Annotated in this window: 16 protein-coding genes; 7 read left to right on the forward strand and 9 right to left on the reverse strand. The window is 63.1% G+C overall.

Annotated features, from left to right (window positions below; all coding sequences use genetic code 11):
• Positions 1–63: 63 nt before the first annotated feature.
• A complete protein-coding gene (locus QMG46_RS16855; protein ID WP_281849008.1) occupies positions 64–813 on the forward strand; it encodes a dienelactone hydrolase family protein in 750 nt (249 codons plus the stop codon).
• A gap of 12 nt (positions 814–825) precedes the next feature.
• Here QMG46_RS16855 and QMG46_RS16860 read toward each other — a convergent pair whose 3' ends face one another.
• The 9 genes from QMG46_RS16860 to moaA all read right to left on the reverse strand — a co-directional run bounded on the left by QMG46_RS16860 (position 826) and on the right by moaA (position 7,932).
• On the reverse strand, positions 826–1,500 hold the full coding sequence (locus QMG46_RS16860) for a TorF family putative porin (protein WP_281849009.1): 675 nt from the start codon (positions 1,498–1,500) through the stop codon (positions 826–828).
• A 12-nt stretch (positions 1,501–1,512) separates the two neighbouring features.
• Positions 1,513–2,814, reverse strand: a complete 1,302-nt coding sequence (locus tag QMG46_RS16865; RefSeq protein ID WP_281849010.1) for a S8 family peptidase — start codon at positions 2,812–2,814, stop codon at positions 1,513–1,515.
• 2 nt (positions 2,815–2,816) lie between these two features.
• Positions 2,817–3,473 carry an anti-sigma factor family protein gene (locus QMG46_RS16870; RefSeq protein WP_281849011.1) on the reverse strand — a complete coding sequence of 219 codons (657 nt, stop codon included), beginning with the start codon at positions 3,471–3,473 and terminating at the stop codon, positions 2,817–2,819.
• Positions 3,470–4,060, reverse strand: coding sequence for an RNA polymerase sigma factor (locus QMG46_RS16875; RefSeq protein WP_281849012.1), 591 nt, complete (start codon positions 4,058–4,060; stop codon positions 3,470–3,472). Before QMG46_RS16875 ends, QMG46_RS16870 begins: the two co-directional genes overlap by 4 nt.
• A 463-nt stretch (positions 4,061–4,523) precedes the next feature.
• Entirely contained in the window at positions 4,524–4,862 is a 339-nt protein-coding gene (locus QMG46_RS16880; protein WP_281849013.1) for a DUF7009 family protein, read from the reverse strand.
• A complete protein-coding gene (gene glp / locus QMG46_RS16885; protein ID WP_281849014.1) occupies positions 4,859–6,124 on the reverse strand; it encodes a molybdopterin molybdotransferase MoeA in 1,266 nt (421 codons plus the stop codon). Before glp ends, QMG46_RS16880 begins: the two co-directional genes overlap by 4 nt.
• 3 nt (positions 6,125–6,127) lie before the next feature.
• Positions 6,128–6,619: a molybdenum cofactor biosynthesis protein MoaE gene (locus QMG46_RS16890; protein ID WP_281849015.1), complete on the reverse strand. Its 492-nt coding sequence runs from the start codon at positions 6,617–6,619 to the stop codon at positions 6,128–6,130.
• Positions 6,616–6,858: a MoaD/ThiS family protein gene (locus tag QMG46_RS16895; protein WP_281849016.1), complete on the reverse strand. Its 243-nt coding sequence runs from the start codon at positions 6,856–6,858 to the stop codon at positions 6,616–6,618. Before QMG46_RS16895 ends, QMG46_RS16890 begins: the two co-directional genes overlap by 4 nt.
• A gap of 18 nt (positions 6,859–6,876) precedes the next feature.
• Positions 6,877–7,932, reverse strand: a complete 1,056-nt coding sequence (gene moaA, locus QMG46_RS16900) for a GTP 3',8-cyclase MoaA (protein ID WP_281849017.1) — start codon at positions 7,930–7,932, stop codon at positions 6,877–6,879.
• Between the two features lie 225 nt (positions 7,933–8,157).
• Between moaA and QMG46_RS16905 the strand changes: the two genes are divergently transcribed.
• From QMG46_RS16905 to QMG46_RS16930, 6 genes are read left to right on the forward strand one after another with little or no spacing between them, the layout of a single operon-like run.
• Entirely contained in the window at positions 8,158–9,810 is a 1,653-nt protein-coding gene (locus QMG46_RS16905) for an OFA family MFS transporter (protein WP_281849018.1), read from the forward strand.
• Positions 9,811–9,835: 25 nt separating this feature from the next.
• Positions 9,836–10,336, forward strand: a complete 501-nt coding sequence (locus QMG46_RS16910) for a formate dehydrogenase subunit gamma (protein ID WP_281849019.1) — start codon at positions 9,836–9,838, stop codon at positions 10,334–10,336.
• Positions 10,333–11,892 (forward strand): formate dehydrogenase beta subunit, encoded by a 1,560-nt coding sequence (locus tag QMG46_RS16915; RefSeq protein WP_281849020.1) that lies wholly within the window; start codon positions 10,333–10,335, stop codon positions 11,890–11,892. The genes QMG46_RS16910 and QMG46_RS16915 overlap by 4 nt, the downstream gene beginning before the upstream one ends.
• Before the next feature lie 12 nt (positions 11,893–11,904).
• A complete protein-coding gene (gene fdhF / locus QMG46_RS16920) occupies positions 11,905–14,787 on the forward strand; it encodes a formate dehydrogenase subunit alpha (protein ID WP_281849021.1) in 2,883 nt (960 codons plus the stop codon).
• On the forward strand, positions 14,784–15,629 hold the full coding sequence (fdhD, locus tag QMG46_RS16925) for a formate dehydrogenase accessory sulfurtransferase FdhD (protein ID WP_281849022.1): 846 nt from the start codon (positions 14,784–14,786) through the stop codon (positions 15,627–15,629). Before fdhF ends, fdhD begins: the two co-directional genes overlap by 4 nt.
• Complete coding sequence (locus QMG46_RS16930) at positions 15,626–15,847, forward strand: formate dehydrogenase subunit delta (RefSeq protein ID WP_281849023.1); 222 nt, start codon at positions 15,626–15,628, stop codon at positions 15,845–15,847. The genes fdhD and QMG46_RS16930 overlap by 4 nt, the downstream gene beginning before the upstream one ends.
• Positions 15,848–15,874: the final 27 nt, after the last annotated feature.

The following is a 15,874-nucleotide window of genomic DNA, read 5'->3' on the forward strand; positions in this document are numbered from 1 at the left end:
TCCGCTCGTGAAACCTGCGGCCGTCGGGCCACCCAGACGCTCCACAATCCAAGGATTAGCCTCATGTCACGCCACCTCCTGCGCTGCCTCCTCGTGCTTCTCGGCGTTCTGTTGACCGCCGTCTTGCCGGCTTATGGAGCTCAGGGCGCGACATCGACAAGCTTCAAGGCCAGAGACGGCGTGGTCGTGCACGGCAACTATTATCGAGCCGCCCATCCCAAGGCGCTGATCCTGCTGTTCCACCAGGCCGGTTCCAGCAAGGACGAATACGCCACCATCGCACCTCGCCTGGTCGAAGCAGGCTACAGCGCCCTGGCCATCGATCAGCGCTCCGGCGGCGACCTGTTCGGCCCCAACGAAACGGCGGCGGGCTTGGGGCGCAAAGCGGACTACCTGGAGGCCAAACAGGACCTTGAAGCCGCGCTCGCATGGGGGCAGCAACAGAAACTGCCGGTCATGCTCTGGGGCAGCAGTTACTCCTCGTCACTGATTTTCCTGGTTGCGGCGGAACACCCCGACGTGAAAGCGGTACTGGCTTTCTCTCCCGGCGAGTACTTCGATAACAAATCGCAGGTGCGCGACGCGGCTTCTCACGTGACCGTGCCTATCTATGTCACGTCCGCCAACACCGATGAAGAGATCGAGGCAGCACGCAGCATCCTTGCCGCGTCCCCGTCGTCGTCCAAGCAGCAATACATACCGCGCACGGGTGGCGTGCATGGTTCGTCCACCCTGATCGAGGCGCGCGATCCCAAGGGCGCTGGCGATAACTGGAAAGCCCTGCTGGCTTTTCTTGCGCATACGTCGCCATAACACCGGCGTGGCTCACCAGGCGTAGGACACACTCACTACCCAGGCATCGCGACCGGCGCCCCAGGCCACCGGATAATGCACGTACTCGGCTCCGCGCACCGTCGTCCAGGCCAGTTGCACATCGCAATGGCTCAATGACACGCCCATGCCGGCACGATAGTCCATGCGAGCCTGGTTGGAGGGATACCCATTGCGCCGGAGCAGGCCCATATGGCCGAACGCATACCAGTGGTCGGTAAAATTGCGACTACCATTGAGCTCGGCATACAACACCGGGACACCGACACTGAAGTAATCATTGGTGTAGTAAATGCGCGCGCTGATCTGCCGGTAGGTCAGCCCGGCATAGATCTCGGGGTATTCATAATGGTGCGGCCCGCTGTACTGCGTGTATTCCGCCCCCAGCTCCCAGCTGAATTCCGGTGCAAAACGACGACTGATGCCGGCATAACCCAGTACCTGCACGCCGTTTTCCCGCGCAAGCCGCACGTTGGACGCCATGCCACCGGCGTACCAGCCTTCCGTCGGGGCATCGTAAGATAGGGACAGCTGTGCCGCAGGCTCTCCGTCGCTGAGCGATACGCCGCGATAGCGATAATCCGAAACGAACGCAGCCGACGTCGAGACCTGCGCGTGGGTCTGGGAAACACACAACACCGCGGCAACCGCCACCAGCTTTCGAACCACGAAACGAGACTCTTATCGGCGCGGCGCCGAGGATGTCACGCTTACCGCAGTGCAATCGCACGCACAGTGTCCACTGGCACGCGCCACCGCCGCGCACGCATCGATCATCGCAGGCCGCTGTGCCGTCAAGCCTAGCGTAGTTTCCGGCTCCATGGCGTCACGCAGACGCGCCGCCGTGATCTCTGGCGACAATTCGCGCATCAACGCCACCAGACCACTGACCTGCGCGGCGGCGAATGACGAGCCGGTAACGAAGTCCCAGGCACCGCCGGGCGCGGTGGCGGGGATATCGTGGCTGGGCGCGTACAGCACACCGGGCGGGCCATGCTCGACGTGATCGCCCGCCACGGCGAACACACCCGGGTACGAGGCGGGAAAACCACCCCCGGCCAGGTTTTCGTCGACCGCGCTGACCACCGTGATATGGCGTGCCATCACCACGTCCAGCAGGCGTCCGAGCAGGCGATCGTCCGGACCGGCCAGACTCATGTTGAGCACGCTGGCCCGGCTTTCCATCGCAAACTGCAGGGCCTTGGCCAGCGTGAAGCTGCTGCAGATCGCCGTCGTGTCATGGGCGGGGTCTTCCCAGCAAGCGCGCAACGCCAGCAGATGCGCGTCCGGCGCGATGCCGGCAATGCCCAGGCCGTTACCCTCGTGCGCCACCATGATGCCGGCCACTTCGGTTCCGTGCTTTTCCGGGCGATAGGGGTTGTCGTCGATAAAGTTGCGGGTCTGCACGACCTGCCCTTGCAGATCCGGATGCACGGCATCCACACCGCTATCGATCTGGGCAATCGTGACACCCTTTCCGGTGGCGGTCTGGTGCAACTCCGACAGGTGCCAGCGCGATGCAGCCGGCTGCAGGGTGTATAGCGGGTCGCCCTTCTTGTCCGACTGACTCGTTTCGGGCTGAGCCAGCACGTGGAACAACTGCATGGGCTGTGCCGACTCGACACGCGAGTCCTTGGCCAGCAGATCGGCCAATGCAGCGGTGGACACGCCGTCGGCCGCACGCATCACAAAGCAATCGAGGCCCAGCGAAGGCATGGGCCAATCGTCGATCAGTACCAGGTTGTGCTCGCGCGCCAACTGACGCGCCACACGTCGACGCGCCGCTTCGTCGGAGGACGAACGGTAACTGCCGCCATAGACGCTGGCAGGCTGAAAGTGTTGCGGCGGCGCACGCAGCATGACCAGCAATTGCGCATGTTCGGTCGACGCATCGTGCGCGACCGGTAGAGCCGTACGCGGCGTGTTCGATGCACACGCGACCAGCGCGAAACAGACAAGCGCCATGAGAAACAGGCGTTGCATCGTCAGCGTTCTCCGCCTACATCCATGCGTTCGGCCAGGGTCACGCCATGCGCAGTACGCAGATTGTCGCGTACACGATTGGCGCGCTCCGGCGATACGCTGAGCAGATAGGCACCCGCCTCGGTGGGACCACCGACAATACGCGTATCGTTCGAACGCACCAGTTCGCGCATCTGCGCTTCGGTCAATTGCGGATCGAATGTCACCACCAGCAAGGCGCCACGCGTATCGGGCGAACTGAGCGTGCGGTAGTCCCCGCTTGCCTGATGGTTATGCATCAGCATGCCGCCCAGCCCAACCACGACGACGGCCTGTGCGGCAACCACCCAAGCCAACCAGCGATTACGGCGCCCCCAACCCCGACGTGGCGTAGCTGTCGATGGTGCGGAACCCTGCGACAGCGCCTGGGCGCTGCGCATGCGGCGATGCAGGCGCTGCATCGCACGCGGCGCATCGGTCGATACCGCAGGCTCGCTGGCCAGCTCCGCCTGCAGCGTGCGCAGCCACTCGACTTCACGCTGGCACTGCGCACAATCGGCAAGGTGTTGCGCCACTTGCTCGCGCTCTTCCCCTTCGAGCGTTCCATTGACCCACCAGGGCAATAGACGGTCCGCCTCCGCGTGTACCGATCCTTCGAATTTCAATACCCGTCCGCTCATATCGCCTCCCGACGCGACGCCAGCATCGTCTTGAGCTTGCGTCGTGCGTAAAACATGCGTGTTTTCACCGTATCGACCGGACAGTCGACAATCTCGGCAATTTCACGGCAACCGTAGCCGAAGTAATAGGTCAACTCGATCACCGCACGTTGCTCTGCCGATAACCTGTTCAAGGCGTCGCCCAGATGCTGACGCAACTCCTGCTGCTGTAATTCGTCATCCGGTCCCACATGCGTGCTGCCGCCGTGCTCGTCCTGGTCGAACTCCACCGTGTCGTCGATGCCACGCAGCGACTTCAGGGACTGTCGATACGCGATCGCGAAAATCCAGGTCGACACCTTGGCTGTATGGTTGAAGGTATACGCCTTGCGCCACACCACCATCATGGTGTCGTCGATGATTTCCTCGGCCAGGCTGGACTGCTTGGTCATGCCGCGAACAAAGCGCTGCAGCCGCGGGTGATAGATTCGATAGAGCGTTTCGAACGCCCCCATCTCTTCGGCAGCGACACGCATCAGCAAGGCGACTTCGTCTTGCGCGTCGTCCCCGCCGTTCCTGGTCCCGCCTTCGTCTTGCCGTCGCCGCATGCATCGCTCCCGGAGCGCATTGACCCCCAGTGCCGGTGGATACCGGGGCAAAGGAGTTCGGTTCAATCGTGGCTATTTTGAACCGATCGGGCCCAGGCCGATATCTATGTCGCAATCGGCGTCTGACGAAGTTTGCAAGACGGCGGCCGTGCCGGTCGGGGTCCCTTCCTCCTCTCCGCTGGCACGGTACGCCTTTTGTGCGCATCCTGAACGGTAGGCTCGTCCGCTCCACCCGCGGACCCACGATCCGGCACCTACCTCCCCGAGGTATGCGCAAACGGGGCGATCCCGAGGTGCGGGCTGAATCCCACAGCCGGCCCTTCGATACGGTGATTGCCCCGGTTCTTTTCTTGGCTGGGGAGGTTGGCTGGGCTGCGGTCGCGACTGAAGTCGCTCCTACAAACTCAGGCAGGCCCGGCTAGCTTGTAGGAGCGACTTCAGTCGCGACCGTCCCACCACAACTTTACCGCCGCCGCCTGACGCTATCGCGCACGTCCACGTCAAAGAGCAATTGCAGGTTGTCCTCCTCGCGCTCACCCGGCAAGGCGAACTGCAGGCCCTCTCGCGTCGGCAGCCTCGCGACATGCTCGCGTACCCGTTCTTCAGGGATGGCGATGCGCCAGGCTGCCGGCGAACCCGACAGGTTCGCGGTGTCGGCAGGGGTCAGTTCGAGCGAGTATCGGACTGCGAACACCTCGGCAAATTGCGTCATCGCCTCGATCGCCTGGCCTGCCAATAGCTGGGCCAGCTCTTCTTCACCAATACGAACGCGCAGATGCTGCCCTTCGATCTGTAACTTCATGGCGACGATCCCTGATGAGCCGCGTGCACCGGTAAACCGTTGCCGGGATGCAAGCTTGCCACTTGAACGATGCCGCCCAGCGGTACCTCGCCCGATTGTTCAGGCAATATCACCCAGCCATCGGCTTGTGCGAACGGCCCAATACGGAACGGCTGTTGTTGCACGGATACATCGGCATGCAAGCGGCCCTGCGCATCGAGGCCCAGCTTCGCGCGAAGAAAATGGCGCAGGCCGGCCTTCGGTTGCTGGGGCGCATCGAGCAACGCATGAAAAACAGGCTCGGCCGCCTGCCCGCTCATCGCGCGCAACACCGGTGCCACGAAAAAGCGCAGGCCGACGGCGACGGCCATCGGCGTACCCGGCAGCGCCATTACCAGAGGGCCTTCGCGCAGCTTCGCGGCGAGTTGCGGCTTGCCCGGGCGAATCGCCACCTTATGAAACATCACGTCGGCATCGAACTGACGCAAGGTATCGGGCACGAAGTCGTAACGTCCCATCGACACCGCGCCGGTGCTGACAACCAGATCGGCACCCGCGGCGATAGCCCGCTTGAGCGCGGCGGCATAGTTCACCGCGGTGTCATCCACCGTTTCGCAAGACAATACGTGTGCGCCGCAGGCAGTAAGCGATGCCGCCAGATACGGGCCGTTGGAGTTGTAGATGCGCTCGGCCGCAAGCGGCGCCCGCAGATCGGATTGAAGCTCCTTGCCGGTGCAGACGATAGCCACGCGCGGACGCCGCACTACCGTCAATTCGGCAACGCCCAGTGCCGCCAACAGCATGATGTGCGACGGTTCGATGCGCGTGCCTGCATCGAGTGCGGGTGCACCCTTGGCGATGTCACTGCCGGTATAGCGCACATTTTTCCCGCAGACGATGTCGTCAAGCAGCCGGATGCGTTCGGGTGAGCCGTCGCCGTGGCTGGAGAGCAACTGCGTGCGCTCGACCGCAACAACTGCATCGAGCCCGTCCGGCAAGCGCGCACCGGTCATGATTTCCCAGGCCGCGCCGCTGGATGCCACCGCGACGTCGCCGGCTGCCTGCGAACCCTGCACGACATGTTCCGAACCGGCGGGCACGGTGTCGTTTGCCGCCAGGGCATAGCCGTCCATCGCAGCGTGATCGAACGAGGGCAACGCCAGAGGACTGACCACGGCATCGGCGAGGATACGCTGCGATGCATCGGCCAACGCGCAGGTTTCAGTCGATAGTCGCGGCGCGTAGGCTAACAGTCGGTCGATAGCCTGGGCATAGTCGATCATGACTCAGCCGTGCGCCTTGTCGTGATGATCGTGCCCGTGATGCGCGTGCGGCGGTTCGTGCTCATGCGCGCGTCCGGTGTGCGAACAGGCCACCCAGGCGGTATCGCCGGTCACATAGTGTTCTTTTTTCCAGATCGGCAACCGATGCTTGATCTCGTCGATGATGTAGCGGCAGGCACGAAACGCCTCGTCGCGATGCGCCGAGGCCACACCGATCCAGACCGCCAGATCACCGATCGCCAGATGGCCGGTACGGTGCATGCAGTGCGCAGCCAGCACTCCGTAGCGCTCGACCGCCTCCTGCACGATGCGCTCGCCTTCGGCATGCGCCAGCTCAGCATAGGCTTCGTATTCCAGGCCGCTGACCTCGCGCCCATCGTTATGGTTGCGTACCCAGCCTTCGAAACTGCAGAAACCGCCTGCCGCCGGATGCTGCAACGGATCGCGCAGCGTCGCGATATCGACCGCCTGGTCACAAAGACTGAAACGGCTCATCCGCCAGCCACCGGCGGGATGAAGACGACCGTATCGCCATCGCGCAGCAGGTGGCTCCAATCGCTGAACTGCTCGTTCACCGCTACCTTCAAGGCATCGGCAGGCAAGGTAAAGCCATGGCGATGGCGTAGCTCGTCATACAACTCGCGCAACGAGCTTGCCGATGTCACCACCTGCTCGCCGCTGCCGCCCGCTTGCTCGCGCAGTTGCGCGTAGTACTTCAGGTTAACCGTGGTCATGATGTCTGTTCCGGGCGGTCAACCGCCGATGTAATGCATTTCGATTTTATGACGTGCACCGGTACGGCGCTGCGCACGTTCTTCGCTGTAGCGGTCGGTGCGACGCAGCCATACGTCACGCAACCTTGCCAGCAGCTGTTCGTCGGTGGCGCCGTGGCGCAGCGGCATGCGCAGATCGGTGCCCTGGGTCGCGAAAAGGCAAGTATAAAGCGTGCCCTCCGACGACAGCCGCGCACGCGAGCAGGCGCCGCAGAACGGTTGGCTGATCGAGGAAATCACCCCTACCTCGCCGGCCCCGTCACGGAAGCGAAACCGCGAGGCGACCTCGCCGGGATATTGCGCGGGCACCGCCTCCAGCGGCCAGCGCGCATCGATACGCGCGATCAGCTCGCTCGAGGGCACCACCTGGTCACGTGCCCAGTCGTTGCGGTTGCCTACGTCCATGTATTCGATCAGCCGCGGAATGATGCCGGTGCCGCGAAAGCGCTCGATCAGGTCGAGCACGCTGTGTTCGTTGACGCCACGCTGGACGACGGTATTGAGCTTGATGCCGCCAGGAAACCCCGCCGCCTGGGCGGCATCGATCCCGGCCAGCACATCCTCGAGTGCGCCGCGCCCACCGCTCATGCGATGGAACAGGGCCGGATCGAGCGTGTCCAGGCTGATGGTGACGCGATCCATGCCGGCCGCGCGCAAGGCCTCGGCATATCGCGCCAGCAGCACGCCATTGGTGGTCATGGCCAGATCGTCGATGCCAGGAATGCGGCGCAGGCGCTCGACCAGTTCGGGCAGATGGGGCCGCAACAAAGGCTCGCCGCCCGTGAGACGCAGCTTGCTCACGCCGAGCTGGGCGACAAGCCGGCTCAAGCGCTCGATTTCGTCGAAGCTCAGCCGCTCGTCGTTCCGCAAGAAGCTGAAGTGCTCGCCGTAGGTCGCCTCCGGCATGCAGTAAGGACAGCGAAAGTTGCAGCGATCCATCACCGATATGCGCAGATCGTGCAGCGGACGCCCGTGCCGGTCGCGTGGCATTGCCGCAGCATCGAGCGGTTCGAGGAGGGTGTGGGGAAGGGTCATCGTGGAGAAATCATGGGTGCCGACCGGTGCTTTGACAACTGGCAGGCCTGGCGCCCCGGGCTGGCTTGAACCAAATACCCGCCATCAGGCACCACAGATCATGCTGCACCCGGGAACGTTCGACCTTAGTCGTGTAGCGCGTCATACGTGTTCACTTAACTATCGTGTATACATAGCCCGCTTCATCCATGACACCAACAAAGACATCAAATAAGGGGAATGCTTATGGCAGGGGTACCTGAAGCAGAAGTCCTGAACAAGGCGGGTGGGGGCTCGCCCGGTTTGCTGGCCAGGGAACGCACGATCGCCGGCCCGCGCTTCAACCGCTGGCTGGTGCCGACGGCAGCGCTCGCCATCCATCTATGTATCGGTATGGCCTACGGTTTTTCGGTGTTTTGGCTGCCGATGACCAAGCTGGTGCCGGGGACCGATGCGGCCTGCGCCAACCTGGGCTTCTTTGCGCAATTGTTCAATGGCACTTGTAACTGGACCGTCCCGTCGGTCAACCACATCTTCGAGACCTTTATCGCCATGCTGGGTATTTCGGCGGCGATCTGGGGTGGCTGGCTGGAACATGCCGGCCCGCGCAAGGCCGGCTTTATTGCCGCGCTGTGTTGGGGCGGTGGCCTGATCATCGGAGGCATCGGTGTGTCGATGCACCAGTTGTGGCTGGTCTATCTGGGCTGCGGCGTCCTGGGCGGCGTGGGACAAGGCCTGGGTTACATCACACCGGTCTCGACCCTGATCAAATGGTTCCCGGACCGGCGCGGCCTGGCCACCGGCTTTGCCATCATGGGCTACGGCGGCGGCGCGCTGATCGGCGCACCGATTGCTGTGGCGCTGATGCAGAAATTCACCGTGAACGGTATCCCCGGTGTCGCCAGCACGCTGATGTGCATGGGCGTGATCTACCTGGTGGCGATGTCGCTGGGTGCCTTCGGCTTCCGCGTACCGCCCAATGGCTGGAAACCGCTTGGTTGGACGGCGCCGACGCAGTCGACCAGCAAGCTGATCACCCAGCGCCATGTGCATCTCAACCGCGCCTGGAAAACGCCGCAGTTCTGGCTGATCTGGGTAGTGCTGTGCATGAACGTGACTGCGGGCATCGGCGTGCTGTCGATGGCCAGCCCAATGCTGCAGGACGTCTTCGGCGGCAAGCTGCTGGGTCTTAGCGGCACCGGCGATCTCACGACCGCGCAGAAGGCCGCCATTGCCGCCTCCGCCGCAGGCCTGGTCGGCTTGATCAGCCTGTTCAACAGCCTGGGCCGTCTGTTCTGGGCGTCCACGTCCGATTTCCTCGGCCGCAAGCGCACGTACTTCGTCTTCTTCGCGCTGGGCATCGTGCTGTACTGCCTGTTGCCGACGCTTGGGCATCTGGGCATGGCGGCCATGTTCGTCATCGCGGTCTGCCTGATCCTGTCGATGTACGGCGGCGGTTTTGCCACCGTGCCCGCTTATCTGGCCGATATTTTCGGCACGCAGATGGTGGGCGCGATTCATGGCCGCTTGCTCACCGCATGGTCGGTGGCCGGTGTGGCCGGTCCCTTCCTGATCGCTGCGATCCGCCAGACGCAGCTGGACGCAGGCGTCGCCAAGAACCTCGTTTACGACCACACGCTGTATATTTTGGCCGGCCTTTTGCTGATCGGCATGATCTGCAATTTCCTGGTCAAGCCGGTCAAGGAAAGCGCTCTGATGACCGACGAGGAACTGGCGCACGAGCGATCGCTGCAGAAGGAAGCCGGCACGGCCGCCAACGCCAACGATGCGGCGCGTGGCAGTTTCGGTGTCGTCGGCTTTATCGCCTGGGCCTTGGTCGGCATTCCGTTCCTGATCGGCGTGTGGATTGCCATGACCAAGGCAGCCGCGCTGTTCTGATGATCGACGTGATGAAGGTGATCGCATGAAACGCCCCGCGAACGTCGCCAAGCTGCCGGATCTCCCCGAGGAGATCCGTGCAGCGGTGCTTGAGGTGACGGACCGGCTGAAGGACTTGCCCGGTGCCCTGCTTCCTGTCTTGCACGGCGTGCAGGAAGCACTGGGTTATGTCCCTGAAGATGCCGTGCCGTTGATCGCCCGTGAAATGAATCTTTCGCGGGCGGACGTGCACGGCGTCATCAGCTTCTACCATTTCTTTCGTTCGCACCCCTCCGGGCGACGCGTGATCTACGTCTGCCGGGCCGAGTCCTGCCAGGCGATGGGCGCCGTCACGCTGGAAAAACATATCAAACAGCGCCTGGGCGTAGACTTTCATCAGACCACCGCCGACGGTGCGTATACGCTTGAGCCCGTGTATTGCCTGGGTAATTGCGCCTGTTCGCCGGCGATCATGGTCGACGACGAGCTCCAGGGCCGGATGACACCAGCACGTTTCGACGCCTGGCTCGACGCGGAGGCGACATGAGTTTTACCGTTTACGTACCACGTGATGCCAGCGCGCTGTCGCTGGGAGCCGAAGCGGTCGCACACGCGATCGCCGCTGAAGCCGCGCGACGCGATATCGACATCACCATCGTGCGCAACGGTTCGCGCGGCCTGTATTGGCTGGAGCCGATGGTCGAGGTCGCGACATCCACAGGCCGGGTCGCCTACGGTCCAGTGCAGAAGTCCGATGTCAAAGCATTGTTCGATGCTGATTTCGTCAACGGCGGCAAGCACGCACTGTCGCTTGGCTTGACCGAAGAGATCGCGTTTCTCAAGAACCAGCAACGCCTCACCTTTGCGCGTGTCGGCATCGTCGACCCGCGCAGCCTGGACGATTACCGCGCACATGGCGGTTATCGCGGGCTGGAAGCGGCCTTGCACATGGACGGCGCAGCCATCGTCCAGGCGGTTACCGACGCAGGCTTGCGTGGTCGTGGCGGCGCGGCGTTCCCTGCCGGCATCAAATGGAAGACCTGCCACGATATCCAGGGTGGTCAAAAGTACATTGTCTGCAATGCCGACGAAGGCGATTCGGGCACCTATTCCGATCGCATGATCATGGAAGGCGATCCGTTCGTGCTGATCGAAGGCATGACGATCGCCGGCGTCGCCGTGGGCGCAACCCAGGGTTATATCTATCTGCGCGTTGAATACCCGCATGCGCAGCGCGCACTGGAAGCGGCGATCGCCGCGGCCGAAGCTGCCGGTTATCTGGGCGACAACATTGCCGGGAGCGGCAAGTCATTCCGCCTTGAAGTACGCATGGCCGGCGGCGCGTATATCTGCGGCGAGGAAACCTCGCTGCTCGAATCGCTCGAAGGCAAGCGCGGTCAGGTGCGTTTCAAGCCGCCGCTGCCGGCAATCCAGGGCCTGTTCGGCAAACCGACGGTGATCAACAACGTGATCACCCTGGCGACCGTACCGATCATCCTGGAAAAAGGCGCAGCGTATTATCGCGACTACGGCGTCGGTCGTTCGCGCGGCACCTTGCCGATCCAGCTGGCGGGCAATATCAAGCGGGCCGGGTTGGTCGAACGCGCTTTCGGTCTCACGCTACGCGAATTGATCGAAGGCTACGGCGGCGGCACCGCCAGCGGCCGACCGGTGCGTGCCATCCAGGTGGGCGGACCGCTGGGCGCGTATATCCCGGCATCGCAACTGGACGTGCAGATCGACTACGAAGCCTTCGTCGCCATCGGCGGCATGCTCGGCCACGGCGGCATGGTGGTGTTCGACGACACCGTCGACATGGCCGCGCAGGCGCGTTACGCGATGGAGTTCTGCGCGATCGAATCCTGCGGCAAGTGCACGCCCTGCCGTATCGGTTCGACCCGTGGCGTCGAAGTCATCGACCGCATCGTGGCCGGCAATGCCGCCGAGCGTGAACGCGAAGAAGTGCTGCTGCGTGATCTATGCAACACCATGCTTGCCGGTTCGCTCTGTGCATTGGGCGGTATGGCACCGTTCCCGGTGCTCAGCGCACTCGATCATTTCCATGAAGATTTCGAAGCCAGCGCCACGACGGCAGCCAGCTGAGGAGTAAGACCCATGTTGTCCATTGTCGAGATCGACTACGGCACCCCGAAGTCTCCGTCCGAAGCGATGGTGACCCTGGAGATCGATGGCCGCAGCGTGCAGGTGCCCGAGGGTACCTCGATACTTCGCGCCGCGGCACAGGCCGGGATCAACATCCCCAAGCTCTGCGCCACCGAGATGCTCGACGCCTTCGGCTCGTGCCGTTTGTGCCTGGTCGAAATCGAAGGCCGCAAGGGTTATCCGGCCTCATGCACGACACCGGTCGGCACCGGCATGAAGGTCAGCACGCAGACGCCCAAGCTCGCCGACATTCGCCGTGGCGTGATGGAGCTGTATATCTCCGACCATCCGCTGGATTGCCTCACCTGCCCGGCCAATGGCCATTGCGAGCTGCAGGACATGGCCGGCGTGGTCGGTTTGCGCGAAGTGCGCTACGGCTACGAAGGCGCCAACCACGTCTTTGCCAAGCAGAAGGACGGTACGGCCAATCCGTTGTTCGCGGCGAAGGACGAATCCAATCCGTATTTCACTTTCGATCCATCCAAGTGCATCGCCTGTTCGCGCTGCGTACGCGCCTGCGACGAAGTCCAGGGCACGTTTGCACTGACCATCCAGGGGCGCGGCTTCGAATCGAAAGTGGCGGCCAGCCAGGACAACCGTTTCCTCGACTCCGAATGCGTTTCCTGTGGCGCCTGCGTGCAGGCCTGCCCTACCGCGACGCTTTCGGAAAAATCGCTGATCGACAAGGGACAGGCCGAGCACAGCGCGATCACCACCTGTGCCTATTGTGGCGTCGGCTGCAGCTTCCGCGCGGAAATGAAGGGCGAGGAACTCGTGCGCATGGTGCCGAACAAGGACGGCCATGCGAACCATGGGCATTCGTGTGTGAAAGGTCGCTTTGCGATCGGTTACGCCACGCATCCGGACCGCATCAACACGCCAATGATCCGCGCGAAGATCTCCGACCCGTGGCGCATCGTCAGCTGGGACGAGGCCTTTGCGCACGTCGCCAAGGAGTTCAAACGTATCCAGGCGACGCACGGCCAACATGCGATCGGCGGTATCACCTCGTCACGTTGCACCAACGAAGAAACCTACCTGGTGCAAAAGCTCGTGCGCGCTGGCTTCGGCAATAACAATGTCGACACCTGCGCACGCGTCTGCCATTCGCCGACCGGTTACGGCCTGAAAGCGACGCTGGGCGAATCGGCCGGCACGCAGGATTTCGATTCGATCGAATCCACCGACGTGGTGCTGGTGATCGGCGCCAACCCGACCGATGCGCACCCGGTATTCGGCTCGCAGATGAAACGCCGGCTGCGCCAGGGCGCCAAGTTGATCGTGGTCGATCCGCGCCGCATCGACCTGGTACGCACGCCGCACGTAAAAGCCGACTATCACCTCAAGCTGCGTCCAGGCACCAATGTCGCCATGCTCGACTCGCTCGCGCACGTGATCGTGACCGAAGGTCTGGTCGACGAGGATTTTGTCGCCCGTCGTTGCGAACCCGAAGCGTTCAACAAGTGGCGCGACTTCGTCTCACATGAGCGATACAGCCCGGAAGCGATGGAAGCGACCACGGGCGTGCCGGCTGCACTGGTGCGCGGCGCGGCGCGCATGTACGCCACCGGCGGCAACGGCGCGATCTATTACGGCCTGGGCGTAACTGAACACGCGCAAGGCTCGACCTCGGTAATGGCGATCGCCAACCTCGCCATGGCTACCGGCAACATCGGTCGCGAAGGCGTCGGCGTGAATCCGTTGCGCGGCCAGAACAATGTGCAGGGTTCGTGCGACATGGGTTCGTTCCCACACGAATTCCCCGGCTATCGCCATGTCAGCGATACGGCAACGCGCCAATCGTTCGAGCAGGCCTGGGGCGTCCCGCTCTACGCCGAGCCGGGCTTGCGCATCCCGAACATGTTCGAAGCGGCACTGGATGGCAGCTTCAAGGGCCTCTATATCGAAGGCGAAGACATCGCCCAGTCCGATCCGGATACGCAGCATGTCACCGCGGCGCTGAGCGCGATGGAATGCATCGTGGTGCAGGATCTGTTTCTCAACGAATCGGCCAAGTTCGCGCACGTTTTCCTGCCGGGCAGTTCGTTCCTGGAGAAGGACGGCACCTTCACCAATGCCGAGCGCCGCATCTCGCGCGTGCGCAAGGTGATGGAGCCCAAGGGCGGTCTGGCCGACTGGCAAATCACCCAGCGACTGGCGCAGGCGATGGGCTATCCGATGGACTACTCGCATCCGTCCCAGATCATGGACGAGATTGCCCGCCTCACGCCGACCTTCCACGGCGTCAGTTTCGACAGGATCGACGAGCTTGGCTCGATCCAGTGGCCTTGCAACGAACAGCACCCGACGGGAACGCCGGTCATGCACGTGGAAGAGTTCGTGCGCGGCAAGGGCCGCTTCATGCTGACCGAGTACGTGCCGACCACCGAAAAGGTCAACGCCGAGCATCCCTTGATCCTTACTACCGGCCGCATCCTGAGCCAGTACAACGTCGGCGCGCAGACGCGTCGCACCGCGAACGTGATGTGGCATGACGAGGACCGGTTGGAAATCCATCCGCACGATGCCGAGGAACGCGGCATCAACGAGGGAGACTGGGTCGGTATCCAGAGCCGTTCCGGCGAGACCGTGCTGCGCGCGATGGTGTCCGAACGCATGCAACCGGGCGTGGTGTACACCACCTTCCACTTCCCCGGCTCCGGCGCCAACGTGATCACCACGGAGAACTCGGACTGGGCGACCAATTGCCCGGAATACAAGGTCACGGCGGTGCAGGTGACGCGCGTGACGCAGCCGTCCGAATGGCAGAAGCGTTACTACGCCTTCTCCGATGCGCAGCAGGCGTTGCTGGAACAATCGGTGGATAACGCTTGATCGAGACGGATACCGCGAGCTCCGAAGGCTATGTGACCCGCAGCGTCGAGCGCTGGCGCGATGGGCGGGTCATCCAGGAAGACGACGCGGTGGCCGAGGAAGTCCCCGTCGCCATGGTCTACAACGGCGACACGTTTGCTGTGATGATGGCCACGCCGCATGATCTTGAGGATTTCGCGCTCGGCTTTTCGCTCAGCGAGGGTCTGATCGCCACGCCCGAGCAGTTGCTGGATGTGCAGGTCAGCACCCTGCTCGAAGGCGTCGAGATCGCCATGCATGTGCCCGACGATACGCCCGCCGCACATATCAGTGCGGAGCGCCAGCGCCTGCTGCCCGGGCGCAGCGGCTGCGGTATCTGTGGTACGCGCGATCTCGAACAAGCCATACGCCAGAGTGATCCGGTCGGCATCGGCGCGACGCTTACCCGCGAGGCGCTCGAACATGCCCTGGCGCAGCTGCAGAAGCTTCAACCGATGAACATCGCGACGGGTGCCGTGCATGCCGCCGCATGGGCGGATCGGTCCGGTGCTATCCAACTCGTTCGCGAAGACGTGGGTCGGCACAACGCGTTGGATAAATTGCTCGGCGCCATGCGCTATCGCGCGCTCGACCCGGCCGACGGCATGGTGCTGGTGACCAGCCGAGCCAGCTACGAAATGGTGACCAAGGCCACCAGTGCGGGAGTGACGTTGCTGGCTGCGATCTCGGCACCGACGGCGCTCGCCGTCGAACTGGCCCGCAGCGCCGGCATTACCCTGGTGGGCTTCGCGCGTCGCGGCAGCCACAATATCTACACCCACCCTCACCGCCTTGCCGCCGCAAACCGAACGGAGTCGCCATGAGAATCGAACGCCTCGTCGCCATGGCCAACGATATCGCCACCTATTTCACCATCGAGCCCGATCACAACGCCGCGGTGGCCGGCGTGCGCGATCACCTGACGCGCTTCTGGGATCCGGTAATGCGCCGTGAGATCAAGGCGTATCTCGATGAAGACGGCAAAGACTTGCTGCCGCTTGCGCGCGAAGCGGTCGACGGGCTCAAGCTACCGCCAGCGTGAAAGCCGCTTCCAGAAAGAAACTCAGCT

The sequence above is a fragment of the Dyella sp. GSA-30 genome, from assembly GCF_027924605.1.
In the GTDB taxonomy this organism is placed as follows: domain Bacteria; phylum Pseudomonadota; class Gammaproteobacteria; order Xanthomonadales; family Rhodanobacteraceae; genus GSA-30.